The sequence below is a fragment of the Bifidobacterium sp. ESL0690 genome, assembly GCF_029392315.1.
GTDB lineage: Bacteria > Actinomycetota > Actinomycetes > Actinomycetales > Bifidobacteriaceae > Bifidobacterium.
Genome location: NZ_CP113939.1, coordinates 1,825,815 through 1,850,023 on the forward strand (window position 1 = coordinate 1,825,815; position 24,209 = coordinate 1,850,023).

At 56.0% G+C, this 24,209-nt stretch carries 24 protein-coding genes and 1 pseudogene; 3 read left to right on the plus strand and 22 right to left on the minus strand.

Going from position 1 to position 24,209, the window contains the following annotated elements; genetic code table 11:
* Positions 1-39: 39 nt before the first annotated feature.
* From OZX62_RS07275 to OZX62_RS07310, 8 genes and pseudogenes are all read right to left on the minus strand, one after another.
* The gene (locus tag OZX62_RS07275) at positions 40-396 is read right to left on the minus strand and encodes a DivIVA domain-containing protein (RefSeq protein ID WP_277175546.1); all 357 of its coding nucleotides are present in this window, start codon (positions 394-396) and stop codon (positions 40-42) included.
* A 38-nt stretch (positions 397-434) separates the two neighbouring features.
* A complete protein-coding gene (locus OZX62_RS07280) occupies positions 435-713 on the minus strand; it encodes a YggT family protein (RefSeq protein WP_277175547.1) in 279 nt (92 codons plus the stop codon).
* Between the two features lie 6 nt (positions 714-719).
* Positions 720-1,202: a cell division protein SepF gene (locus OZX62_RS07285; protein ID WP_277175548.1), complete on the minus strand. Its 483-nt coding sequence runs from the start codon at positions 1,200-1,202 to the stop codon at positions 720-722.
* 21 nt (positions 1,203-1,223) lie between these two features.
* Positions 1,224-2,420 carry a cell division protein FtsZ gene (gene ftsZ, locus OZX62_RS07290; protein ID WP_277177072.1) on the minus strand — a complete coding sequence of 399 codons (1,197 nt, stop codon included), beginning with the start codon at positions 2,418-2,420 and terminating at the stop codon, positions 1,224-1,226.
* Between the two features lie 109 nt (positions 2,421-2,529).
* Positions 2,530-2,667 (minus strand): annotated as a pseudogene (locus OZX62_RS07295) (tRNA dihydrouridine synthase DusB); the annotation flags it as partial.
* 80 nt (positions 2,668-2,747) lie between these two features.
* Entirely contained in the window at positions 2,748-4,469 is a 1,722-nt protein-coding gene (locus OZX62_RS07300) for an ABC-three component system protein (RefSeq protein WP_277175549.1), read from the minus strand.
* On the minus strand, positions 4,459-4,713 hold the full coding sequence (locus OZX62_RS07305; RefSeq protein ID WP_277175550.1) for an ABC-three component system middle component 6: 255 nt from the start codon (positions 4,711-4,713) through the stop codon (positions 4,459-4,461). The genes OZX62_RS07300 and OZX62_RS07305 overlap by 11 nt, the downstream gene beginning before the upstream one ends.
* Positions 4,697-5,320: an ABC-three component system protein gene (locus tag OZX62_RS07310; RefSeq protein ID WP_277175551.1), complete on the minus strand. Its 624-nt coding sequence runs from the start codon at positions 5,318-5,320 to the stop codon at positions 4,697-4,699. Before OZX62_RS07310 ends, OZX62_RS07305 begins: the two co-directional genes overlap by 17 nt.
* Positions 5,321-5,502: 182 nt before the next feature.
* Between OZX62_RS07310 and OZX62_RS07315 the strand changes: the two genes are divergently transcribed.
* Positions 5,503-6,705 carry an IS1249 family transposase gene (locus tag OZX62_RS07315; protein WP_277175552.1) on the plus strand — a complete coding sequence of 401 codons (1,203 nt, stop codon included), beginning with the start codon at positions 5,503-5,505 and terminating at the stop codon, positions 6,703-6,705.
* 33 nt (positions 6,706-6,738) lie between these two features.
* Here the strand turns inward: OZX62_RS07315 and OZX62_RS07320 are convergent, their stop codons facing one another.
* The 3 genes from OZX62_RS07320 to OZX62_RS07330 all read right to left on the minus strand — a co-directional run bounded on the left by OZX62_RS07320 (position 6,739) and on the right by OZX62_RS07330 (position 10,566).
* Positions 6,739-7,128 (minus strand): hypothetical protein, encoded by a 390-nt coding sequence (locus tag OZX62_RS07320; RefSeq protein WP_277175553.1) that lies wholly within the window; start codon positions 7,126-7,128, stop codon positions 6,739-6,741.
* Positions 7,129-7,358: 230 nt separating this feature from the next.
* Positions 7,359-8,582, minus strand: coding sequence for a tRNA dihydrouridine synthase DusB (dusB, locus tag OZX62_RS07325; protein ID WP_277177073.1), 1,224 nt, complete (start codon positions 8,580-8,582; stop codon positions 7,359-7,361).
* Positions 8,583-9,045: 463 nt separating this feature from the next.
* Positions 9,046-10,566 (minus strand): glycine--tRNA ligase, encoded by a 1,521-nt coding sequence (locus tag OZX62_RS07330; RefSeq protein WP_277175554.1) that lies wholly within the window; start codon positions 10,564-10,566, stop codon positions 9,046-9,048.
* Between the two features lie 154 nt (positions 10,567-10,720).
* Between OZX62_RS07330 and OZX62_RS07335 the strand changes: the two genes are divergently transcribed.
* Complete coding sequence (locus OZX62_RS07335) at positions 10,721-11,098, plus strand: thiamine-binding protein (RefSeq protein ID WP_277175555.1); 378 nt, start codon at positions 10,721-10,723, stop codon at positions 11,096-11,098.
* Positions 11,099-11,184: 86 nt separating this feature from the next.
* Positions 11,185-12,234 carry a LacI family DNA-binding transcriptional regulator gene (locus OZX62_RS07340; RefSeq protein ID WP_277175556.1) on the plus strand — a complete coding sequence of 350 codons (1,050 nt, stop codon included), beginning with the start codon at positions 11,185-11,187 and terminating at the stop codon, positions 12,232-12,234.
* 183 nt (positions 12,235-12,417) lie between these two features.
* Here the strand turns inward: OZX62_RS07340 and OZX62_RS07345 are convergent, their stop codons facing one another.
* The 11 genes from OZX62_RS07345 to OZX62_RS07395 form a co-directional block, all read right to left on the minus strand.
* Entirely contained in the window at positions 12,418-13,218 is an 801-nt protein-coding gene (locus tag OZX62_RS07345; RefSeq protein ID WP_277175557.1) for an isoprenyl transferase, read from the minus strand.
* Between the two features lie 2 nt (positions 13,219-13,220).
* Complete coding sequence (recO, locus tag OZX62_RS07350) at positions 13,221-13,943, minus strand: DNA repair protein RecO (RefSeq protein ID WP_277175558.1); 723 nt, start codon at positions 13,941-13,943, stop codon at positions 13,221-13,223.
* A gap of 81 nt (positions 13,944-14,024) precedes the next feature.
* Entirely contained in the window at positions 14,025-15,755 is a 1,731-nt protein-coding gene (locus tag OZX62_RS07355) for an alpha/beta hydrolase (RefSeq protein WP_277175559.1), read from the minus strand.
* 42 nt (positions 15,756-15,797) lie between these two features.
* Positions 15,798-16,934 carry a DivIVA domain-containing protein gene (locus OZX62_RS07360; protein ID WP_277175560.1) on the minus strand — a complete coding sequence of 379 codons (1,137 nt, stop codon included), beginning with the start codon at positions 16,932-16,934 and terminating at the stop codon, positions 15,798-15,800.
* Between the two features lie 442 nt (positions 16,935-17,376).
* Positions 17,377-18,969: an FHA domain-containing protein gene (locus tag OZX62_RS07365; RefSeq protein WP_277175561.1), complete on the minus strand. Its 1,593-nt coding sequence runs from the start codon at positions 18,967-18,969 to the stop codon at positions 17,377-17,379.
* A gap of 151 nt (positions 18,970-19,120) precedes the next feature.
* Entirely contained in the window at positions 19,121-19,594 is a 474-nt protein-coding gene (locus tag OZX62_RS07370) for a hypothetical protein (RefSeq protein ID WP_277175562.1), read from the minus strand.
* A 419-nt stretch (positions 19,595-20,013) separates the two neighbouring features.
* Positions 20,014-20,505: a hypothetical protein gene (locus tag OZX62_RS07375; protein ID WP_277175563.1), complete on the minus strand. Its 492-nt coding sequence runs from the start codon at positions 20,503-20,505 to the stop codon at positions 20,014-20,016.
* Complete coding sequence (locus tag OZX62_RS07380) at positions 20,502-21,374, minus strand: hypothetical protein (RefSeq protein ID WP_277175564.1); 873 nt, start codon at positions 21,372-21,374, stop codon at positions 20,502-20,504. Before OZX62_RS07380 ends, OZX62_RS07375 begins: the two co-directional genes overlap by 4 nt.
* Complete coding sequence (locus tag OZX62_RS07385) at positions 21,374-22,546, minus strand: hypothetical protein (protein WP_277175565.1); 1,173 nt, start codon at positions 22,544-22,546, stop codon at positions 21,374-21,376. Before OZX62_RS07385 ends, OZX62_RS07380 begins: the two co-directional genes overlap by 1 nt.
* Positions 22,546-23,415, minus strand: coding sequence for a hypothetical protein (locus OZX62_RS07390; protein ID WP_277175566.1), 870 nt, complete (start codon positions 23,413-23,415; stop codon positions 22,546-22,548). Before OZX62_RS07390 ends, OZX62_RS07385 begins: the two co-directional genes overlap by 1 nt.
* A 260-nt stretch (positions 23,416-23,675) precedes the next feature.
* On the minus strand, positions 23,676-24,182 hold the full coding sequence (locus OZX62_RS07395) for a hypothetical protein (RefSeq protein WP_277175567.1): 507 nt from the start codon (positions 24,180-24,182) through the stop codon (positions 23,676-23,678).
* Between the last annotated feature and the right edge of the window lie 27 nt (positions 24,183-24,209).

Genomic DNA, 24,209 nt, shown 5'->3' on the forward strand with positions numbered 1-24,209 from the left:
GTTTCGGGAATCCCGCATAGATACTTGTTATAAGTTTGTCTATTGCTCCCATGAAACCTGTTGCGAAGACGAGAATCCGCCATCGTTTTGTTCACTCTGTAGACCTTGTGAAGACGGGAACCCATAACTTGGTTGTCCGGTCTGCGGGCCTTGCGAGGAAAACGGCGACGACGCCTGCGACACGAAATTCTGATTAGCGGTTCCCGCAGCAAAGCCCATGCCGGAAGGTGAGCCTGAAAGTTGGCCCTGCAGATAGGAAATCTGCCGTTCCTCTTCGGCCAAGGTGTGCGCGACCTGATCCAGGAAATCATCGACTTCTTCGACATCATAGCCTTCTTTAAAACGAACCGTCTGGAACGCTTTATTACGTACTTCTTCTGCAGAGAGTAATGCCATGATGACCTTTCAGTACACATAAACCAAATTGATATTAGCTAAATGATGAAATCCACTACCGCAAGGATAAACCACAAAACTACGGGCGTAACGTCCAAACCCATGTTGCCCATCCGGATAACGGGGATGAAGCGCCCCAACCAACGCAGCGGCGGATCGGTCAATATGTAGAAGACATTGACAATCGACCTGATCACGCGGCCTGGACGCCAACCAGGTATCAACGCGAACACCCAATCGATAAGCACCCTGATGAGGAGCACCGTCGAGTAGACGGCGATAACCCATTTGATCAGACTAAGGACGGTAATCAACATAAAGCCTCAGAACAGGCCGTCTTCGGACTCATCGGATGATGACTGGTCCACCTTGATGTTGACCTGCGCGGGGCTCAACAGGAAGACCCTGGGGGTGACGCGTTCGAGCGAGCCACGGACACCGAAGACCACACCCGCCGAAAAATCGACGATGCGGTAAGCGACGGCTTCGGAGACACCCGTAAGGTTCAAAACCACCGGAATGCCGTCGCGGATGGCGCGGCCAACCTTTTGCGCTTCGTCATAGGACTTGGGATGAATGGTGGTGATGCGGTTGATGCGGCCCGGGAAAGGCTTGGCGGCGCGCGAAGACGAGGTGCTCTCCTGGGTGGAAACCGGGGAGGTTTGCGTGGCGATCGGCGTCACGTTGCTGTCCGAGTCGAAAGCCGTAGGTGCGGCATCCCCGGTCTCTTGCATTTCGTCGTCGTCATCGTCGACAACGTCAGCCATACCAAGATATGACATCGCCTTTTTCATGTATCCAGCCATAAAAATCCTTTCGTCTACTCTTTAGCGCAGGAAATCGGGGATATCGAGATCGCCGGGATCATCGGGCGAGGACGATTCATCGGGATCGTCGTAGGACTGGGTCTCCGGGGTATGCGAGACGTTCGGGGTGTCCAGATCGGGCACGTGATGTACCAGAGGAGTCTCAGGTTCGGAGCCATAGCCCTGGCCTGACGGCTCGCTGGCATTGCGCGAGTTGGATTTCGAAACCTCATCGAGGTTCTCGGCATCCTTCTTGCTTTCGGCATCGAACCCTGCCGCGATGACGGTGACGCGGACTTCGTCGCCGTAAGCGTCGTCGAGTGCGAGACCCCAAATAATCTGGGCTTCGGGGTGGATGGCCTTGCGCACCAGTTCGGTGGCGTCGCTGGCTTCCTGCAGCTTCAGGTCGGTGGGGCCGGCGATGTTGATGAGCGCACCATGAGCGCCCTCGATGCTCTCTTCCAAGAGCGGCGAGCTGATGGCGATCTCGGCGGCCTGGGTGGCGCGGTCCTCGCCGCGAGCCGAGCCGATGCCGAAAAGCGCCGTGCCTGCGCCACGCAGGATGGCAGTGACATCGGAGAAGTCGACGTGAATATAGGAGTTCATCGTGATCAGGTCGGTGATGCCTTGCACGCCGGCCAGAAGCGCGGTGTCGGCGGTCTTGAAGGCGTCGACGATGCCGATGGTCTTGTCGGAAAGCTCCAAGAGACGGTCGTTCGGAATGACGATGAGCGCATCGACTTCCTTACGCAGGTTCTCGATACCCAGCTTGGCGGAGGCCGCACGCTGCGGGCCTTCAAAAGCGAACGGACGAGTGACCACAGCGATGGTCAACGCACCTTGCTGATGCGCCGCACGAGCGACGATAGGGCTTGCGCCTGTGCCTGTGCCGCCGCCTTCACCGCATGTGACGAAGACCATATCGGCACCCTTCAGCGCCTCTTCAATATCGGACTGATGATCTTGCGCAGCCTTAGCACCCTTTTCGGGGTCGGCCCCCGCTCCAAGCCCTCGACTCGAATGATCGCTCAGGGAAATCTTCACATCCGCGTCGCTGCGGAGCAAATCTTTCGCATCAGTATTAATCGCTACAAATTCAACGTTCTGCAAGCCTTCGGCAATCATGCGATTGACGGCGTTACCCCCGGCACCACCGACACCGACCACCTTGATGCTCGTCTTATCGTTGAAATTGTCATTCTGGGCAATCTCGCTCACCATAGTCTCCTGTCACTTCACGGTTATGCCTATTACTCTATCGCAGAACACGCCTAAATTAAGAGTATTTCCCGGGGTGTACCACATATTTTTTATGAATTTTTTGAAATCAGTAGCTGGCATCCATCGGGTCGTCACCGAAAAGCTGCTCGCGTTCTTCATGAGTCGTGGTGCGCGAATCGAACCAGCCGTATGGAACGTGGACCTTTTTCGCGTAGCGAACACGGCCGCGGGGCTTATCGGTGATTACACAGATTGAGGTTAATCAATCACAATCCACAAACTTACCAAAATCTTAATAGCGTTAATTCAAAACACCAAGAAGTATCATTCGAAACGGAAACCAAACAATCCTCCATCAGAGCCTTGATCACTAAGCTTAGTATTAATCACATACCGTTCACTATTGAATTCATGTTTTATCTGTTCAAGACGATCCGAATTCATTGTAACTATATATTCAAAACCATATTTTTCTGCCTGCCTCGCGCCGATATTGAGACATGAAGCTACCTGTCTACTATCCATGGAATCAAAAAGTTTACTATCGTGAACGAGAAGCCTTGGTGAGCGACCATTCTGAATGCCCATAATGGTGCAAACCATATCAAGTATAAAAGTTTTAACTTGACCTATACCAGCCGATTTATCGCCGCCTATCCTTGGGTCAATCTCAAGCATTCCTGATTTCGAATCATTAATAATCAGTTCAACATCTCGGTCTCCATATATTTCGGTTCCGAATTGTGAAAATAGACCAATAGCCTCGTCAACTAACAGTTGATGCTCATCTATCTCCCGACGCACTCCAAGTTGAGCTGCGGCAGTTTTCTCTGTAAGGTCAAGTCCATTACTCTCAAAATCGTGGGCGAGCTTCAGCTGATTGTTCAACCGCTCGACTTTCACTTCTAGGTCGTTCAGGTCTTTTTGGGCACTCATGAATGTCTCAAGAGCCATACTAGATTCCAACAACTGCATCGTTTCAGCACGTTTGCTGTCAAGTTCTTTACGTTTTTTCTCTGCTTCTTTCAATTTTTGTTTTACTTCAGTTAATTCTGACTGCAGATATAATCTTCGATTCTGAATGACCGAGGAATGAAACTTTTCAACCTGCTCATACCTTTTTAATACTGTGTCGGGGAGCAAGACTCCGAGTTCCTTATACATAGCACTCAGTCGATTTACATCAACATCATTATCAACAACATCAGAAGAAGCAACTTCTTCTTCATCCATAGCCCGTTGCAAATCATCTCGTCTTTGCCCAAGCGAAATAATCTCGTCACTTAAATCTTTTAATTTTCTTGAAAGAGAATTGGCTAATCTCTGATGATTTGCATATTCTTCATCGACAGTAAATTCACGTAACTGGTTAGCAAGATTATCTCGTTCTGCCTTTGCGGCTACCAATGATGGACGAATTTCTGCTGCATTTAACGAGACTCCGGGGAGGGCTCCATCTTTCACAGCTTTTTTGATTTGTCTTTGATTTTTCTTTATTGCTGAAATTTCACCAGCAGCACTTAAAACTTTCGGGGAAAATCCGAAAAAATATCCGATTCTAGCTCCATCTTCCCATTTAGAATCCCAAGAATTCACTTTTACGGCATCATCGAATTCAAGCCGGACTGTTTGTTCAACAAGCTGACCTAAACTGGGACGCACTATACCAGGAGTTAAGCCATAAACCTCACACAGTAGGCCTCTCCATTCATCGATTTTTCTATCGACATGATTAATTTTTAATCTAGTTTGTGGATGTAATGGACGCTCGACCACGTAACTCTCAGCTCGCTTACTACCCGGGAAATCAAAAAAACCTTTAAAAACGAAATCCTTTAATGCAGACGTTGCTAGTGCATCAGTTTTACTAATTTTCCCGCCTAGCAAATAACGCAGAATACGGACGAAACTTGTTTTCCCGGCACCATTTCTACTATCTTCGTCAGTCGATTCAGCATCACGGTCAGCAACAATCAGATTCATCCCCTCATGAAAATCAAGAGTTTTGAACCGAGAATCATCAGCACCTAGCTTCTCAAGAAACATGATGAAGCTCCAATCGTCCTAAATCGTCAAATTTTACAACTCCGACAGCAAAAAGCATTGAAAGAGCAAGTACAAACCAATCGAAAGTTACCAGCGCCTTCTCTACATTTTCTCGCCTAGTTTTTTCTCTAAAATTTTCCCATAAATCAGAAACAGGGGTAGCATGACGAAGTAACTCTATTATCTCAGCACCAATTGAAAGAAGGGCCCGATTACTTTCAATCCCTTTAGTCGGTAAAATCATCGAAAGCTCCTTGGATTAATTTATCCGTAGCCAACTTCTCTTGTCTATTGGACTCAGGTAATTGAGAATTAGCATCGGCAATTCTCCCTCCATCATTTGTCTCAGCTAGAGGATCTTCAAAGATATCACATCTATCAAAAAAGTAAACAACTACTGCGTATACAGCATTGGCAAGTCCTGAATCGTAACGAAAATCCGGTCCTCCCAAATCAACATACAATCCCTCAAGTATTTCATCAGGCGTATTACTTACTTTTCTAAAATATTCATATCTATCATGGAAAGACTGAGCCTTCCGATCGCACAAATCAGGGTCTCCTTGCATTGCAAACCATTGATCTATTCTAGGTACAGATAACCGCCCCTCTTCAAATTCAGCCCTTTTTGTAGCTGGAATCGCATTCCAATCCATTTTTTTAGGCGATACTTCACCGATACGTCGGTTATACACAACTGGCTCATTTTCAATATTCATTATTAACCCAACGAGTTCTTCAAAATTCACGTTCTGGGCATGAGGAACTCCTGGAAGTAATTTTTCCCGTTGCTTTTCATTTAGTTCAGAAACAACATCATCCCACAACTTCTGTCCGTTCCAATGCTCCATTTTTATTGGACGAACAGAAGCAGTATTAGAGTTAAGTAAACAAAGGTGTGTCTTATTTTCGGGGTTTGGTGTTGCGGGAGTAGGCGTGCGGGCCTGTGTTTAACGCCCGTGGTGTTAAACACGGGTCTTTTGCTTCCCGGGTTGACTTTCGTGCGGTTGTGTGCTGGCTGTTGCATGGCGGTATGGCCAGGAGGAGATCATCGAGGGCGAGGCGCTGCCCGCTGTGCGGGCTGCCGATGCGCAGGAACGGATACACGAAGGCCGGGCGGCAGCGCTGGAGGTGTGACGCGTGCTCGGCGAGCGGGGTCGCCGCAAGGCCGGACGCCACGCGCCTGGCCGAGTTCCGCGCATGGCTGCCGTGGGTGCTGGGAAGGACGGACGTTCTGCAGGCCGCCCGGGCGATCGGGGTGACCAGCCGTCAGGGGTTCGCGAAACGCACCGCCTGGTGCTGGAGCGTCAGGCCCAGGCTTCCGAAACCGGCCAGGGCGCATTGCGTGGAGGTGGACGGCACGTACCTGAACGGCTGGTGCCTGCTCGTGGCCGTCGACGCCGGCGACGGCAGGCCGCTGGCGTTCCAGTGGTGCGACACCGAGAAGAAGGCCGCCTGGCTCGCCCTGTTCAGGCGCATCCCGCGGCCGGACGTCATCGTCTGCGACGGCGGGCGCGGCTGCCTCGCCGCCATCGGCGCGCGCTGGCCGGGCATGAGGGTCCAGCGCTGCCTCGTGCACGTGCTCAGGAACACGAGGACCGACCTGACCTCCAGGCCGCGCACCGAACCCGGCAGGGCGCTCTACCGGCTGGCCAAAAGACTCGTCGACACGGAACGCTGCGGCACCCCGGAACAGGCGCGGCAGTGGCTGGCGGACCTGAACGAATGGTACCGGGAGAACCGCGACTGGCTGGGCGAGCGGACCGTGGCCAGAGACCCCGACACCGGGTTCCACCGCACCTGGTACACCCACCAGCGCGCCCGCGACGCCTACCACCGGCTCGCCAGGCTCAACGCCGCCGGCATGCTCTTCACCTGGCTCGACCCCGCCCTCAATGCCGGCGGGCCGGTCGCGTGGAACACGAACATGCTCGAGGGCGGCACCAACAAGCCGATCAAGGACGCCATGCGACGCCACAACGGGCTCAGCCCGGAGCACGCCAGACGCGTCTGCGAATGGATCCTCTACATGCGCACCCGGGACCCCGAACCCGAACGGCTCGCCAAAAACGCACTCCGCCGCGGGGAACCGGAACCAAGGAAGGCCGGCGACGCCATCGCCCTGCCCGGCCTCGACCGCCGATCTGTGCAACAACCGGCCCCCGACGACCCCGGCGTCGACCCCTACGAATCAGGATTCGGCATCAGAAAAGGATGGGCCGGACAGTCAACATGACCACCATCCGGACAGAATAAGACACACCTTTGTTTACTTAACCCCAGTATTATGCTCTGACTGAAGCTTCCTGAATTCTTTTAGTACTGTAGGACCAAAGGTTGCATTTGTGATAAATCTCCAAATAACAAAGTCAGGCCAACATTCAAGGGCCCTCTGAAAGTCACTTTGCAGTTTCGCTTTGAGATTATGTTGATTGGGGCTTAATGGCGACTGTCCATAACAAGCATAAAGAATCGTACCATTTTCAGCCAATCCATCGCATCCTTGATCGCCTAAACGCCCAGCAGGGTTAGGATTGTCGAAATCTGAATGGAATAACGAAAGCGCATGTGTAACATACCGTTCAAAATCGGTTCCAGTCTGATTACAAAAAAATTTATGCCTTTCGTAATACCACTGTTTCCAAGCGGAATCCAACATACGACCCTCATCCCCTTTGACTCAGCTTCCTTACCTCCTTTCATAGAATATAAGAACTGCAAGACCTCAATTACTGAACTCATGAAACGAACTTTTTTTCTTTCAGTCATTATTTTTTGACATTACAATAGTAATTGCTTGACAAAAATTAACATCTTCAATTAAGGGCGATGATTCGTTTCTTAACACAAAATGTTTGATTGCGAAATAGTTAAATCTATCCTTATGAATTAATAGCTGGCATCCATCGGGTCGTCACCGAAAAGCTGCTCGCGTTCTTCATGGGTCGTGGTGCGCGAATCGAACCAGCCGTACGGAACGTGGACCTTTTTCGCGTAGCGAACACGGCCGCGGGGCTTATCTGTAATGCGTTCTGGATATGTGACAGTGGGATCGAGTCTGTCCATTACTTTCTTCACGTCATCCAACGTTTCGGATTCCATGAACTCACGACGAGTGTTGCCACCGACCGGGAAACCTTTCAGATACCACGCGATGTGCTTGCGCAAGTCGTGCACGGCCATGGTCTCGTCGCCGTCGTAGAAGCGCAGCAAGAGCTCGCCGTGGGCCAGGATGATCTGGCAGACACCGCCAAGCGTCGGGCTGAAACGTTCCTCGGAACCGGCGAAGGCGTGCTTGATGTCAGAGAAGATCCACGGCCTACCTTGGCACCCGCGACCGATGGCGACGCCGGCGCAACCGGTCTGCCGCACCATCTCCAGCGCGTCCTCGGCGCCCCAGATGTCACCGTTGCCGAAAACCGGAATATCCACGGCTTGAACCAGCTCGGCGATACGGCTCCAGTCTGAGTGACCACCATAATATTCTGCGGTCGTGCGGGCGTGAAGCGTTACCGCGGCGCAGCCTTCGTCCTCGGCGATACGGGCGGCATCGAGGAACGTGGTGTGATCGGCATCGATGCCGACGCGAATCTTGGCAGTGACCGGAATATTGGCGTCGCTGCAGACCTCGACCACGCGGTGAATGAGTTCTCGGAAAAGGTCGGTTTTCCAGGGCAGCGCAGAACCGCCACCACGACGCGTGACCTTGGGTACCGGGCAGCCAAAGTTGAGGTCGACGTGATCGGCCAGATTTCCATGGACCACCATCTGCGCTGCCTGAGCGGTGATGTTGGGGTCGACGCCGTAGAGCTGCAGCGAGCGGGGCTGCTCAGTGGGTGCGAAACGGCAGAGCCTGAACGCCTTGGGATTGCGAGCGACGAGCGCACGCGCGGTAATCATTTCGGCAACATACAGCCCATCGGGACCATAGGCACGACACAGCGTGCGGAACGGCCAGTTGGTCACGCCCGCCATCGGAGAGAGGACGACCGGGGTCTCGATATGCAGCGGCCCCAAATCGACTGGCGCGATCTTCGGTACGGGCTTGCCGTCGTCAGCTGCTTCGTATTCGCCATCCTGCGCACTGGTTTCGCTCGAGTCGAGCCCGGGCAGATTGCTGAGTACCTCGTCCCAGCCGTCATCAAACCGCTGCCGAGCCTCCGAATAATCGACTCGCTTCAGCCATTCCTTAAAATCCTTCACGTATCACCTATTTTTATTTTTATTTATCCAATATTCGCCGAAACAATACTTCGACTGACGTGCTTGGGACTGGGATATACAATGCTCGGGACGCTCCTTGGCCGCTCGGCCGTGTCTTACGCCCGATCATCGCATATCCCAGCCCCAAGCACTCAACCGCATCATCGTAACTGATAGTTAAATGAACAATGAACAGACAAATCTCAAAACGAATGATCTAAAGTCATTCTCTGGGCAGTTAGCTACCGCTGAGTGTTTGGGGTCGGGGCATGCGATGTCAGACCGTAAAGACTTGGCCTGAGCGGCCCGGAGCGTGTCGGACATCGTATGCCCCGACCCCAAACACGTCAGTCTAAGGCTACAACGAGAGTGCTCAGTACAGCCCGCCGGCCTCTGCGACCTTGACGGGAGCGGACTCATCGACGCCGGATTCCTTGGCGAAGTCTACGCCGCCATCGGCTGCCGTTGTGCCGACGATGGAAGCCGGGCCTTCGGGATAGCGCACGCGCTTTTCGCCGATGCGGTCGGCGACATATTTGGCCACGTTGTCGAGGTCGACGCGCTCCTGCTTCATCGAGTCGCGTTCGCGGATGGTGACCGCGTGATCGTCGGCAGTGTCGAAGTCAACTGTAATGCAAAGCGGGGTGCCGATCTCGTCCTGGCGACGGTAGCGACGGCCGATGGCGCCGGCCTCGTCGTAGTCGATCATCCAGTCATGCTGGCGCAGTTCGGCGGCCAGGTCGTGGGCGATGCCCTGCAGCGGCGCCTTCTTGCTCAGCGGGAAGACGGCGGCCTTCACCGGCGAAAGTCTCGGGTCGAGACGCAGCACGGTACGACGGTCGACGCCGCCCTTGGTGTTCGGCGCCTCATCGACGGCGTAGGCATCCACAAGGAAGGCCATGAGCGAACGGGTCAGGCCCGCAGCCGGCTCGATGACGTAGGGGATGTACTTCTTGCCGCTGGCCTGGTCGAAGAAGGCCAGATCCTCGCCGGAATGCTCCTGATGCGCGGAAAGATCGAAGTCAGTACGGTTGGCCACGCCTTCGAGCTCGCCCCAGTCGGAACCCTTGAAACCGAACTTGTATTCGATGTCGACGGTGCGCTTGGAATAGTGTGCGAGCTTCTCCTTGGGATGCTCATAGTGGCGCAGGTTCTCCGGGTTGATGCCAAGGTCGGTGTACCAACGGGTGCGGGTGTCGATCCAGTACTGGTGCCATTCCTCATCGGTGCCAGGCTCCACGAAGAACTCCATCTCCATCTGCTCGAACTCGCGGGTGCGGAAGATGAAGTTGCCAGGCGTGATCTCGTTGCGGAAGGACTTGCCCATGTTGGCGATGCCGAACGGCGGCTTCGAACGCGAGGAGGTCATCACGTTCTTGAAGTCCACGAAGATGCCCTGGGCTGTTTCCGGGCGCAGATAGTGCAGCGAGTTCTCGTCATCCACCGGGCCGAGATGCGTGCGCAGCATCATGTTGAAATCGCGCGGTTCCGTCCACTGGCCGCGGGTGCCGCAGTCGGGGCAGACAATCGACTTGAGGCCGTCTTCCGGCATCTTGTCGCCATGCTTCTCGGCGTAGGATTCCTCGAGCTTGTCAGCGCGCTGGCGCTTATGGCAGTTGAGGCATTCGATCAGCGGGTCGTTGAAGACCTTGACGTGGCCGGAAGCCTCCCAGACAGCGGACGGCAGAATAATAGAAGTGTCGACACCGACGACGTCGCCACGGGTGACCACCATCGAGCGCCACCATTCGCGCTTGATATTGTCTTTCAGCGCGACGCCGAGCGGGCCGTAATCCCATGCGGAACGCGTGCCGCCGTAAATCTCCCCCGCAGGGAACACGAAACCACGACGCTTGGCCAGCGATACGACTTCATCTAGTTTGGATTGAGCCACGACACACCTTCCGCTTTCGGCTTTAATCAGCCATTTCATGACATTTACTCGTGTGCCCACTTTACCGACACAGCCTGACACACGGCGAGAACGCGGCGGACGGCAATGCCAAGCCTTGAAGGTAGCATGCAATCAGCAATCCAAGGAGATCAACATGAGCGAAAACTTCGACCGCAATGCCGTCAAACAAGCCGTTCCGACCGACCCGAAAACCGGCAAGCCCTATATCAACACCGTCGCCGCCGTGGCCATCGCGCCTAGCGGCACCGGCTCGGAGCTCAGCGAATACGTCGCGCAATCCGTCAACGTCATCCGCGAATCGGGACTGCCCAATGAAACCAACGCGATGTTCACCAATATCGAGGGCGATCTTGACGATGTGCTCAACACCGTTCGGAACGCGACCATGGCGCTGGCAGGTCAAGGGTATCGTACCGAAGTCACGCTTAAACTTGACATACGTCCCGGTTTTTCCGGTCAAATCAAAGAAAAGCAACAGCTTGTTGACGAGATTTTAGGTCAAACGAAATAAACACCGATTTCCAACGAAATAGACATTTATTTCAAATTGTAGCCAAGAGGTTTACTTAGTCCGTAAATAGGTATAGATTAAAAATCATGATGACTATGAAAGACGTCGCGGAGAAGGCCGGAGTCTCAATCTCCACTGTCTCCTTGGTTCTCAACAACAGGGATGCCGGACGTGTAAAAACACAGATAGCCGCAAAGGTGCGGGAAATTGCGGACGAGCTTGGATACAAGCCCAATCCGATGGCGCGCAGCCTGCGTACCAGCAAAACCGGGATTCTGGGTTTCATCGCCGATGAAATCTACGACATCCCCTATACCGCACAAACGCTGCAAGGCGCGCAGGATGCCGCAAGCCATTACGGCTACATCATCCTGTTCGTCGATACGGACGGTTCGGCCAGCCAGGCGGACCAGATTTCCGTGCTCCAGCGTTACGGCATGGACGGATTCCTTTATTCCAAGCCTTCCAGCCAGGTCACCGAGGTTCCCGAAGACCTCGTCCATTCGCCGCTGGTGCTGATTTCCACCAATACCGTCGACAACCGCTTCCCCATCGTCGAGCCCGACGAATTCGCCATCGGCTACGACGCCACCAAGAGGCTGATCGATGCGGGCGGAAAGAAGATCGCGTATATCGGCAACGCTGCGCCGACCATCGCCCAGGCCACGAGGCTCGAGGGCTATCGTAAGGCGCTGAAGGAAGCGGAAATGCCGTTCGACAAGAAGCTGGTCGTCAACGTCTCGCAGGACGGGGACGCGCTCGGAATGGTTTCCTCGCTTTTCGACGAAGTGAAGCCCGACGCCTTCTTCTGCTACGACGACGCACGCGCCTGGTACATCTACGAATGCGCCGCACGCCGCGGTCTGACCGTGGGCAAAGACCTTTCGGTCATCGGCGTGGGCAACGACAGCAACATCGCCGACACCTTCTCCCCCAGGCTGACCACCGTCGCCATGCCATATTACGAAATGGGTTATTGGGCGGTCTGCAAGCTGGTCTCGTTGATTGAGAAGCGTTCCTTGGGCGACGATCCGTTCCCGAAGAATCTCATCGATCTGCCGCCGATCAACTCCGCGATTCCGGCATGCATTCATTGCCAAATCATTGAGAACCAATCGGTCGTCGAGCAACACTGACACAGCGATATTGTCGGCTTGATAAGGATTACCTACCTTAGCAAATAAATCGTCATATAGTATGGGCTTCTTCCGCAGTATTCCGGAAGAAGCCCATATTCGTATGTTCTATGTCATCATTTGCAGTTCTATGCTGTGATATGCACTTGATGCGCGTTTGATCGCATCTGGTTCAGCGACCCGTCACTTCGCCTTGGTCTTAACGCCGCCGAAACGACGGTCGCGGTGAACGTAGTGGTCGATGGAACGCCAAAGGGCCTCACGTCCGTAGTCCGGGAACAGTTCGGGCGCGAAATCGAGCTCAGCGTAGGCTGCTTCCCACGGCAGGAAGTTCGAAGTGCGCTGCTCGCCCGAAGTGCGGATGACCAGGTCGCAATCGGGAATATCGGGATTGTAAAGATGATCGGAAATCATCGATTCGGTGACGCGGTCGCCGCTGATCTTTCCGTCTCGCACCTCTTTGGCGATGGCCGCCGCAGCGTCCGCGATCTCGGAACGACCGCCGTAGTTGATGCAGAAGACCACATCAATGGTGGAATTGTGCTTGGTGCGCTCCATGGCGACCTCGAGCTCGTCGATCACCGATTTCCAAAGCCTCGGGCGACGGCCGGACCAGCGCACACGCACGCCCCACTCGTCCATTTGCGCCACGCGACGATGGATGATGTCGCGCGAAAAGCCCATCAGGAAACGGACCTCCTGCGGGCTGCGCTTCCAGTTTTCCGTCGAGAACGTATAGAGGCTTAGATAACGCACACCGGCCTCGATGGCACCGGCAATGGTGTCGAAAACGACTGGCTCGGCGGCCTGATGGCCGTGGGTGCGGGTCAGGCCACGCTGTTGGGCCCAACGCCCGTTGCCGTCCATGATGACGCCGACGTGACACGGCACCTTGTTTTTCGGAAATGCCGGAATGATCGAGGGGTCGGAGAACGGTGCCGCGGGAACGTCGAGCGACGTGTAATCCACATGTTCAAAAGCCATACTTACGAATCTAGCAACTTCAGCGAACGGATGGGCCGCTCAAGGTAATATTCACCCCATTCTTCAACAAATCGGCGAATTTCGGCCTTCAAAGGCACGCGGTCGAGTATATTCCAGTCTCCCTCGATAAGCGCTTCCATCTGCTCGCGGCCGTCGACATCGATACGGCGTGAGTCAGGAGTATGGTCGGTGGAGCAAAGGATGCCGCCGGAAGCCACGGAAAAATAATCGAGGTCGTCGCGTTTGGCGCACACCGCGCATGAGGAAAGGCGCGGGGTCCAGCCGGCCTGGGCCAAGGCCCGCATCACGTAGGAATCGCTGATCGCTTCGGCCGGGTGACGCGCGCGGGCGAGCGCCGCCAATGCGGAAATCAGAAGCATATATTGCCGCTGGGCAGGTTCATGCTCGGTTGAGACGAGTTTGTCTGTGGTTTCGGCGATGACGTTGGCAGCGGTATAGGTATCGTAATCCACGCAGATCCGCGCGGCGTAGGAGGAAATGCAAGCGGCCTGCGAGACCACATCGAGCGAACGGCCTTCGGCAATCAACAGGTCGTCGCGCATGAAAGGTTCAAGTCTGCCACCGAAACGCGATTTGGTGCGTCGAACGCCTTTTGCAACGGCACGAACTTTGCCATGGCTTTTGGTCATCAACGTGATGATGCGGTCGGCCTCGCCGAGTTTGACGGTTTTCAACACCACACCTTCGTCGCGATACAGCGCCATTGAAAACCACCTCCCGATGATGACAACACCACACCCATACTAGGGATGTCGGCGACCATCGACGAACTTATAAGCCTACTTTTAGAAAATGAACAAGCCCCAGAAGGCGAAGAAAAGCAGGACGCTGAACATCGCGGCGGCGACCAGCCAGAAGAAGACGCGGCCGAAACGCTTGGAGGCGAAGACCGGGTCGCGGCCGCTGAACACATCGCGAATCGCGCCTTTACGCGGTGGAATCTGCGCCAGACCACGCACCTGCGCGACCTCGATGCAACGCGCGAGGATACGGGCCCACGCCCATACCACAAGAATCGAAACCACTTGGATGACCGGCCAGCTCCAATACATCATGCCCGGGTTCTCCGTAGGCGCACCGCCCCAGCCGAGCTTGACCACAGCCATGATGACCTGCCCGAGGCCCGCAGCAAAGAGCACGAATGTGGCCAGCGTAGTCAAAGCAACGGCCAACAGCTCGCTTCCGAAACCGCGCATGAAACCGAACACCTTACTATGATTGCCGCGAATTATGCGGAACGCCTTGATGCCGCAACCAGCCAGCGCCATCAGCAGCGCCGCGAGAAGCAGAATCACCATGCCGACGTTGACGATGGTCCCATAGATGGTGAGGTTGCGGTCCGCTTTGAGTTCCAGCGGCACGGCGATGGACTGGCGGATGGTGGTGCCGGCGACCAGCTCGCTGGTCTGCTTGAGCCCGGCGGTAGTGCCGACGGCCCACGAAATGACGTCATTGATGTAATCGTCGGCAAACGGCGTGCCGGTGTCCGCCTCGTCGCCAAGCCGCAGGACGTGGTTGGCCACGGAATAGCTGCGTACCGTCACGTTCTGGTTGCCGGCGCGTTGAGCCGAGTAAAGGATGTGCTGAAGCCCCTCGACCTGTGCGGTCAAGACGTCTTTGGAACCGTAGACCACCATGGTCGGCACGGCATAGGCTTGCGGCAGATCCATTGGAAAGTCAAGATTGGTCAGCCCCATCATATTCGTATCGGCGTGGAAAAGCCGGCGGACGATGGACTGGTAACCGTTATTGGCCCCGACCAACGAAAAATCCTGACCAACGAAGAATCCCAACGATTGCCGGGGCCCGTAGACCATCGGACTCAAGAGAAGCTGGAAAGCGATGCGCTTGTCGTATTTGATGACGTAAGGCGAAATCCATGTGCTTTCGGAAGTCGCGTAAAGGCCGACCTTGTCGGGATCGACGTTGGATTGCGTGCGCAGATACCGGACAACTTGGTCGTAGGCCTTTGCACTTCCCGGATAGTCGCGGGTCAGATCGTTGGTCGACCAGACGGGTTTGTCGAGCACGGCAGTGACGAAACCGGCTGAGGAAAGGTCTGCGGCGGCATCACCAAAGCTGTTTTCCGCGGTTCCGTAACCTGCACCGTGCATGAAAACGACGCCGGGGTGCTTTACGTTCGCACCTGCAACGTCCTTAGGCGCACGAATCAAAACGTTGATACGTTGGACTTCGCCTGTGGCCGGACGTTTGATGTCCAGCGAGACCGTCCGGGAGGAAACCTTGAAGCTATCACGATGCGCGAGCGGCACATTATTCGGATTATCGAACGTGACGGCGGTATTGGGTGAAAGCGTGGACACCGACTGCCCCGTGGGTTCCCTTTTCCATGGCACGCTGGTGAGGTTGGAAACCGTGACCAAAACACCAAGCAGCACAATGAAAATCGGAATGGTTACCAAAAGACGGCGGCCAAGGCCCCACGATACGTTGGATTTGTTCGTGGAATCATTGACCGCCGAAGAAACGTCATGTTCGTTCGCCACAGTGCTCATGATAAACGACCCATGGCACAGCGTACGCTTCTGGTGTAAGTGTCACTCACCGATCTTCTGGTCGCCACTGTTGTCAGCGCCGGCCGTGCCCTGAAGCGAGGTGTTGAGCGTCGGGACCTTAGGCACGAAAGCCTCGGTCTCGGGCTCGCTGGAAGTACTGGTGGCATTAGCCATATTCGCCAAAGCCGCCAACGAGGAATTGGCATCGGCGCTGGAAGCATTGGTTTGCGCCGGAGCAGCAGTACTGGTCGCCGCGGCGACACCCTCAGGCAAATTCGGGATTACCGGAGCATCGGTATTGGAAGCCGTAGAATTGAAATCAAATGTTGCGGTCGCAGTGGTCTGCGCCGTTTGCGATTGAGAGGTCGGAATCGTGGGATCCACAAACGAAGTCGTATCGTTGCTGTCGATCAACGGGCTCACAGAACCATTGTTGAGCGCAGCAGTGGACTGGGTCTCAGGAACGACCGGAACCGTTACCGGCGCGGCGACAGGCGCACCAGAAGGCGCAGCCGCTCCTGCAGCAACGTTCTTTTCGTTGTAATCGGTGATACGTGCATAGGATTCGACGCGGCTCAGAAGCTGGACGCAGGCATCGAGATAATAATCGACCTGACGCTCGTCATAACCTTTGCTGCCCTTGCGCTGAGTGAAGATGACATTGGCAACGGTGCTGGAGTTGAGATCAGCCAGATCCTTGGCCTCTTCACTGCTCATCGACCTGACGCCCAAATCGTCGGCCGTCTTGGTGATGATCTGGTCGACGAGGCGATCGACCTGCTTGACGTCGTAGGAAGGACGCTTCTTCTCCCCGCGCATGAAGCGATCTTTGTGGCTCCGCTTGGCGTGAGAGCTAATCATGCTGTAAAGCTGTTGGGTACGAGCCTGCCATGCTACGTTGCCGTTGCCGACAATCTGACGGGCCGTCTCCTTGTCTACCACCGCATGCTCAAGGCGCGCCAACGCGGCGTCGACCTCGGCAATGACATAACCACCCTTGGTAAAGGTAAACGCAGCGCTCTGAATATCCTGCTGAGTGAGCTCGCCATCATTCCTGTCGTACATTTCGTGGGCGCGCTCAAGGAAATCGTCTACCTGGTCAACGTCATAACCCCACTTGCGTTTTCCCGCATATTCTATTCCCGTCGAGCTTTGGTTGTTCTCCGACTCTTCAGCCATCAGTTCTGCCTCCTGAGGTGGTCTATGCATAGTTGCCAGTATACGTGGTCGCTGCGACGCAATACGATTGCCTTCACGTAAATATCGCAAACACTAATACAAACATATATTAATACTACTTGACGAAAAAGGACAATGCGCCTTTCAAGACACATTTTAAAGGAAAAGTCCCAAACAATCCAAACGCATTACAATTGTTGGATTTGCGAGGCATTTCAGGCATCTTGTCGCATTTCGACTGCAAACAGGAAACGAAAACTACCAGTGTCGTAAAACTTAAAGCCAGGATTCACGGCAAAGCTTTCTCGTAATACACAAAACGTTATCTTTTAAAAGCGTTGCATATCAATAAAATACCGGCATATCCCCTTATCCGATACAACGGAAAACCATAAACACGGCGGAATATATACGCAAACAAACTTGCAACCACCTGGTTGGATTATTCGAGATGAAGCGATTCGTCAGCCACGCTGAAATGCTCGCCGAGCGCTATCTGCGCCTGATCGCCCTGATGAAGAACCCTGCCCGCCACAGTGGTGCCATTTGCCGACCCCAAATCGGCGACACTAAACCGGCCATTGCCAAGATCGGTGACCGAAGCGTGCATCCTGCTGACATTGGTGTTGCCGGTAACCCTTGCGGCACAACGCTTTGAGCGTCCGATGACCACCGTAGTGGTAGCCGAGCAGAGCGTGGAACCGTCGCGGTCACGCACCACCGCAAAGGAACGGGGCGCTGCAGATTGCGGGGAAAAGCCGGAATTTACGGGGAAGACCTGATTGCTCATACCGCTCGGCGCGGCCGTATTCAACGCCGCTGGGTAGTTATCCGCCTGCGAATTTCCTGCTGAATCTGCACCGGCAAGACCGGGGTTTGAAGGCCGCAAAGCCCCGGAGAGCGCACGGGTACCGGAATCAAAGGAGGCTTCCGTCTTTCCTGCGCGATCGTTCGTTGCATTCTCGGCTTCATGACCTTCAACGGCGGGTAGGTTGGGACGAGCTGAAGGCTGTGACGATTGGGCGGGCACAGAAGCGGAATATTTGAGGCCGGGTCTGGTCTGTTCGTTGGTGCGGGAAGTGGAATCGGCGTTGGTCGAAGACGGATTTGCCGGCATGCCGACACCAAACGCTGCTTGTCTCTGAACTCGAGATTGAACCTGGGCCGGAGCCTGAACCTGCCTCTGAACTTGAGATTGACCATGAGTTTGGGCCTGAGCCTGCATCTGAGCAACTTGAGGAGGAAGTGACACACCTCCAGGCCCCACCGACGCATTAGCCGGATTCAGATTGGCGGCAGTCTGCCCGAACGAAGGATTCGAGGTAGGGGCCTGCCGGCGCATATCGTCGTGTACGCTTTGACGACGGGCGTCGGAACGTTGCGCATCAGCGGCAAACGGATCAAACACGGCCTGTTGCGGGTGACTTCGAGCCGAAAAATCCTGCGACGGCGAAGACAGCCCGGACGAACGGCCTGAACCGACACCGAAGTTATCAGCCAGAAATTCGTTGAAATCAAACGCGGAAAATACGCGAGAACGCCGCACAAAATCCATTGTGCGCGCGGTGAGCTCCCGATCGGCGGGCAACACGAATTTCACCTTGTTCACATCGGCGAGAAGCCCCAAGAGACCGAGCACAGGCGTCTGTTGGACGACAGGGGCCATAGGCAGGCAGCAGAACAGCATTGCGTCGTTGGCTACATACACGTTTTCCGGTTCGAAACGCAATATCTCCATCGGCAGGTTCGCCTTCGAACACAGGTCGCCGAGCCTGCCCAGCGAGCGCAGCAGCGAGACATACTGCGAGCGCGAGATGCCCATGCCCAAATATTCCTTGAGTGTAGGCAAACCGGTGATGTCGTAATAGAAAAGGTTGTTATGGCCCTTGACCTCGTATTTGAACCTGAGCAGCACGGGGGAAGGCCACGTGGCCAGCCATTCGGCACGTTCATAATCCAGCTGCTCGCCGCGCGTGGTGTGGATGGTCAGCGTGCGCGCACCGGAACGGTGGTCCTTTACTTTCTTCTCTTTCACGCTCTCCCCCTCAAGCCTGAGCAACAAGCACTTCCAACACGCGCATCCTGAGATACGGCTTGGCAGAATTATTTGAATATAGTCATTCTAATTCATTAATGATAATACCGACAATGCGCAGCCAAGAAATCACAGACGCCCGTGCCGGGATTCACGATTTCAACCCTACAGAATCAAGGAAATGCAGCACGCCATCGACCAAGAACGCGCCCATGAACAAGGCAAAGAAACACACCGCGATATACTCGCTGCTCGATCGCAGCACCACGTCCACCACAGCCACCACAGCCAGCAATGCAATTCCCACGCGGCATGACCAACGCACCACCTCACGCAATGCGGCCGAACGCACACCCACAAACGCCAACGTCACCACGCCCACCACCAGACACACCAAAGCCGCCGCGCCCAGCGATACCATTTCCACCGGCCTGAACATCGACGTGCCTGCCATCACCATCGCTGCGCCAAGAAACACCGCCGCGCACATGTTCAGCACGCCCATCGCAATCAGACAACCCTTGGCACGCGACGGCACCACCGGCACCGCATCTCCACGCCGATATACCGGACGATTGCCATCTTGACGATCCGGTTCCTGGCCCGCATTACTTTGCTTTCTCATCTTCGTCACCTCTCTGTTACGACAACAACGGCCACGCTATTGACTTCCGTTCGTCAGAACCTCGTTGAGACCGATTCATAGCAAAATGCTTTCCTAGCCATCATGCCACCTTCGGAATAAGCCGTTGCTTACCACTTCATATTTCTTTTTATAGCTACATCACTTTTATCACTACATCACTGTATTGCTTGATGATTCGTCACAATCCTCGGAATCCCGCACGGAACACCTGTCAGTCGTCCACCACCCACGGCCTCGCCACCGAAAAGAACAACAAGGGCACGAATCCAAGCAGGCCCCCAGCACATCGCAACACCCATGTCATCTTCAACGCTTTTCATTCATCTTTCATGACCGCCCTCTGCCAAACGCGTTGCCAGCGGCCTTAACCGCCATCTCAAGCCTGATCACCGTGAAACTCATTTGACCTCCACCCATCTGACATACCGGTTCAACATCAAACCGGGAAACGAACCAATCGCCAACAGACACGTACCGAAGACCCCGCAATAACGGTCACGCGAGGCAAACACGCCCACAGCAGTCAACATACACAACACCGGCATATAACGGCACAGCAACGACACCACACGCTTCACGCCCACGCTCCTATGCAACGCCAGCACGAACATCCCTGCGCCCATGGCCGTCATCGTCAGCGCCGCCACCGCCAGCGCCGACAAATCAGACCACGGCATCACACGCCCCAAAGGGACAGGATGATGCACCAGCAGGTCACCGGCCCCCAGGCCAATCGCCACCAAACACCAGAGCATGAGGCTCATCAGCAGATAGACGAACCCCAGAACCCCCATGATCACGCGCAGCCGCAACGGATGCAACGACCAGAACTCATCATCCGACATCACCAACGGGCCGATCAGCTTCGGAAAACGATCACGCAGCCTCATCGTTCCTCCTCATCGGACGCGACATCGCCATCCGCCTGCCGCTCGTGTTGTTGGTTGAGGCGTTCGCCCTCGGCCAGCCACTCCAGTTCCGGACGCATCAACGCCAACGCCTCCGCCCTGGCCGACGGGTCACGCACACCGCGGGAGGCCAGTCGCTTCGCACGCCGGTACCGCTTCGACGCCTCACGCACACGCCCATGCACCTCCCACAGCAGACGCCACGCATCCCGCACGCCCGAACGCGGCAACGCCACACCCTCACCGTCCCACTCAGGACGGAACGCCCAGTTCACCCCCACCATGTTCCACACCGCCGAATCACTGCGCCAATCCGCCACCGGCAAAAACACGAAACGACGCGACACCACCGGCCACCTGCGCATAAACGCGAACGGCGTACGCACCAGCGTGCCGTCAGCCGCCACCTCCTGCCCGCCCAGCGCGCACAACGACGTCGACACCGACACCGACAGCCCGCGCGGGTCCGCGCCCTCCGGCACACGCGCCCCATGGAACCGGAAGAACGAACGCGCCTTACCCGACCGGAACACGAACAGAAACGGCGGACGCACCAGACACCACACAAAAAAACAACCAATCAAAAAAGCGCCGAAATTCCCAGCGACATTGCTCACGGTCCATTCAATCCGCCCCCTAAGCATCGGCACTATTCCACCGATGAACGAGGCAGGGATAGCCCACCCGGCGCACACCGTGCCGATCAGCCCGATCTTGCGCATGTACACGCCGTTCTCCGCACGGAACAGCTCCTTGAACTCCCGGTAGCCCAACACGAAACGGAACGGACCCAACACCCTCGACGACGAACCCGCAGCTCCGCCACTCGGTAGAAAACCTTCGTCCATCATCACCTGTCCTCCTTCCGCCAGTCCACAATCTGATCCTCAGAAAGCGACGTCTCCTGCGAAATATTTAGGTTGTGATTCTCAAAACCCTGCATATCGGGCCCCGCCTCGCCGCATTCCTGCGACCGGGAACCCCTGACGCCGCCCTTCCTCCGCAGCACGCGTCTACTGGCTATGATCTCGGAAAGTGGCCGGTTGTATCTGACGGCCAGAACCCGCAGCCGCCTCGCCGCCCCTTTCACCCAACGCCACAGCACACGAAGCGCCCGGCCCGCCAGGCCCGGACCAGGAACCGGCACCAGCCTCTGCGCCACCGGCGGCGCGACACCGGCCTCCCGCAACCGCCTGTTTTCCGCGTTCAGCCGGTCCGCCTCCCCAAGCCACGCCAGCTCAGGAGCCACCAACGCCAGCGCCTCATCACGCTTCGCCTTGTTATGCCCGGCACGTTTCGCCAGACGCACCGCCCTCTTATAACGGCCCGACGCCTCACGCACCCGAGCCCGCACCTCACGCGAGACCGCACGCCGATCCGGTACGCAGGCGCGAGGCAACACCACCCCGTCACCGTCCCACGCCCGGCGGAACACGCCGTCGCCCTCGGCCGCAATGTTCCACAACACCGAATCCCGGCCCGTGTCACGCACGGCAAGAAACAGGAAATCACGCGTCCAGGCCGGCCGCTTCCGCATGAACGCGAACGGCGTACGAATCACCGTCCCGTCAGCCGTCACTTCCTCGCCGCCCAGCTCGCACAGCGACGTAGACACCGACACCGCCACACCACGCGGATCCACATCCTGCCCCACGAAATCCGCCCCATGCACCACGAAAAACCGAGCCACCTCATCCAAACGAAACGAAAAACCAAACGGAGGACGGACCAAACAGACAATAAAAAATATCCAAACGGCCAAAAGCCCAATGGCGGACACTATATCCGTGATATGTATCCTTCCATCTCCTGTGCCGTTCTTCCTCGGATCGGCAAGAATGAAAATAGAACAGATTCCGCCAATAGAAAAGAACAACGTTCCCCAGAACCCCAGCTTGCGCATGTACCGGTCGTTCTCCGCATGGAACAGCTGCCTGAACCCGTCGAACCCGATCTCGAAGCGGAACGGACCCAGCCACGGCCCCGCAGCAACCCCTACGGGCCTTTCACCATCCATCGCCATCAACGTCCACCTCCCTCGGACACGGCATCGCTCTCTTTCTGCCGTTTGTGCTGCCGGTTGAGGCGTTCGCCCTCCGCCAGCCACTCCAGCTCCGGACGCATCAACCCCAACGCCCGACGCCCGCACTCCGGACGCACACGCCCCAGACGCGCCAGCCACACCGCACGACGATACCGGCGCGACCCCGCACGCACACGACGCCGCACCCCGCGACGCACCCGACGCGCGCCGCCCAGCACCGCCCTCGGCACGAACACCCCCTCGCCATTCCAATCCTTGCGGAACGCCCAGTTCACACCCACCATGTTCCACAACGCCGACTCACGCGACACATCACGCAGCCCCATGAACAAAAACCTCCGCGTCAGCACCGGACGACGCCGCATGAACGCGTACGGCGTACGCACCAGCCTGCCGTCCGCCGCCACCTCCTCGCCGCCCAACGCGCCCAACGACACCTGCAACGACACCGACCAGCCATCCGGCACACCACCCTCAGGCACCACCGCCCCATGAGCCACAAAAAACCGGCCACACACCACCCCACGCGTGGTCAACGGCAACGACGGACACACCAAACACCACAGACTCAGAAGCCACAGGCATATCATAATCAACGGTGCGAGGACATCCCCGAAGCCGTTCGGGACCTCTTCCCCGACGGCATAGTCGAAAAGGACCCGAAGGGAGATGCCGCCATAAGCGATACCCGCCACCGACATAACCAGCCCCAGCGTGCGCATGTACCGGTCGTTCTCCGCATGGTACAGCTCCACGAAATCGTCATAACCCACACCGAAACGGAAAGGCCCCAACACCTTCGGTGAAGAGCCCGCAACTGGACCATCCGACAGAAACCCTCCGCCCATAACCGTTCTCCTCCAGGCAACAGGCCATCAGGACCATTCCCGAACCCGTCCCTTCACGTTCTTATACAAACCTGTTCCTTTAGACTAATCCCAAACCCGACAGAAAGCCATTCCCACGCTTATTTCCCCACAAATCCAACCGCCCGTCACACCAGCGTGCCCAGCCACCATCCAGCAATATCCAGTGATCCCGTGCCAAATAGCACCGCCTAGCTCCCACAAACCCGCAGCCGGCACCTCACGCACCGCAGACACCCACGTCACCCTCCATGCGGCCCGCCTGTCTTCCGCCTTAAACGGGGCCTCCCCGCATTCGTGACATTCACCAAAGCGGCCTCGCGAAGGATACCGACAGCACAAAAAATCGGGGCACCGAACAAAGCAAGATAGTCGCCCACATACTTCTCGCCATGCGCCACGACCGCCACAAGCATGCACAACACCACCATCACGGCAATCAACACTCTATAGCTCACCCACAGGCGCCTGTACCACACCGTCGTCGGCCAATGCGCAAACACCACCGCAAGCACACCAAACACACAAGAACCCACCATGCTGGCAACCTGAGCCACCACTGCCGAAGAAGAATCACCCACACTGCCCGCTATATCCGTGAACCATATCACCACCGTGATGAACACCATATACAGTAACAGCAACACACCGACCCCGAACACTCTGCCCTTGGCCCTTTGCGCAATCAACGCCTCGTCGTCCGTGCCCTCCCAGATACTCCGGTGTTCCGTACGTCTTTTATCTCTCATCACCGCTCTCCCTCCCTGGCTACTTTG

What these genes read in the sequence shown, in the direction of transcription:
- OZX62_RS07275 (WP_277175546.1), bottom strand. Translation starts at nt 396, where the DNA reads ATGGCATTACTCTCTGCAGAAGAAGTACGTAATAAAGCGTTCCAGACG.
- OZX62_RS07280 (WP_277175547.1), bottom strand. Translation starts at nt 713, where the DNA reads ATGTTGATTACCGTCCTTAGTCTGATCAAATGGGTTATCGCCGTCTAC.
- OZX62_RS07285 (WP_277175548.1), bottom strand. Translation starts at nt 1,202, where the DNA reads ATGGCTGGATACATGAAAAAGGCGATGTCATATCTTGGTATGGCTGAC.
- OZX62_RS07300 (WP_277175549.1), bottom strand. Translation starts at nt 4,469, where the DNA reads ATGTTTCTTGAGAAGCTAGGTGCTGATGATTCTCGGTTCAAAACTCTT.
- OZX62_RS07305 (WP_277175550.1), bottom strand. Translation starts at nt 4,713, where the DNA reads ATGATTTTACCGACTAAAGGGATTGAAAGTAATCGGGCCCTTCTTTCA.
- OZX62_RS07310 (WP_277175551.1), bottom strand. Translation starts at nt 5,320, where the DNA reads ATGGAGCATTGGAACGGACAGAAGTTGTGGGATGATGTTGTTTCTGAA.
- OZX62_RS07315 (WP_277175552.1), top strand. Translation starts at nt 5,503, where the DNA reads ATGGCCAGGAGGAGATCATCGAGGGCGAGGCGCTGCCCGCTGTGCGGG.
- OZX62_RS07320 (WP_277175553.1), bottom strand. Translation starts at nt 7,128, where the DNA reads ATGTTGGATTCCGCTTGGAAACAGTGGTATTACGAAAGGCATAAATTT.
- OZX62_RS07335 (WP_277175555.1), top strand. Translation starts at nt 10,721, where the DNA reads ATGAGCGAAAACTTCGACCGCAATGCCGTCAAACAAGCCGTTCCGACC.
- OZX62_RS07340 (WP_277175556.1), top strand. Translation starts at nt 11,185, where the DNA reads ATGATGACTATGAAAGACGTCGCGGAGAAGGCCGGAGTCTCAATCTCC.
- OZX62_RS07345 (WP_277175557.1), bottom strand. Translation starts at nt 13,218, where the DNA reads ATGGCTTTTGAACATGTGGATTACACGTCGCTCGACGTTCCCGCGGCA.
- recO (WP_277175558.1), bottom strand. Translation starts at nt 13,943, where the DNA reads ATGGCGCTGTATCGCGACGAAGGTGTGGTGTTGAAAACCGTCAAACTC.
- OZX62_RS07355 (WP_277175559.1), bottom strand. Translation starts at nt 15,755, where the DNA reads ATGAGCACTGTGGCGAACGAACATGACGTTTCTTCGGCGGTCAATGAT.
- OZX62_RS07360 (WP_277175560.1), bottom strand. Translation starts at nt 16,934, where the DNA reads ATGGCTGAAGAGTCGGAGAACAACCAAAGCTCGACGGGAATAGAATAT.
- OZX62_RS07370 (WP_277175562.1), bottom strand. Translation starts at nt 19,594, where the DNA reads ATGAGAAAGCAAAGTAATGCGGGCCAGGAACCGGATCGTCAAGATGGC.
- OZX62_RS07375 (WP_277175563.1), bottom strand. Translation starts at nt 20,505, where the DNA reads ATGAGGCTGCGTGATCGTTTTCCGAAGCTGATCGGCCCGTTGGTGATG.
- OZX62_RS07380 (WP_277175564.1), bottom strand. Translation starts at nt 21,374, where the DNA reads ATGATGGACGAAGGTTTTCTACCGAGTGGCGGAGCTGCGGGTTCGTCG.
- OZX62_RS07385 (WP_277175565.1), bottom strand. Translation starts at nt 22,546, where the DNA reads ATGGCGATGGATGGTGAAAGGCCCGTAGGGGTTGCTGCGGGGCCGTGG.
- OZX62_RS07390 (WP_277175566.1), bottom strand. Translation starts at nt 23,415, where the DNA reads ATGGGCGGAGGGTTTCTGTCGGATGGTCCAGTTGCGGGCTCTTCACCG.
- OZX62_RS07395 (WP_277175567.1), bottom strand. Translation starts at nt 24,182, where the DNA reads ATGAGAGATAAAAGACGTACGGAACACCGGAGTATCTGGGAGGGCACG.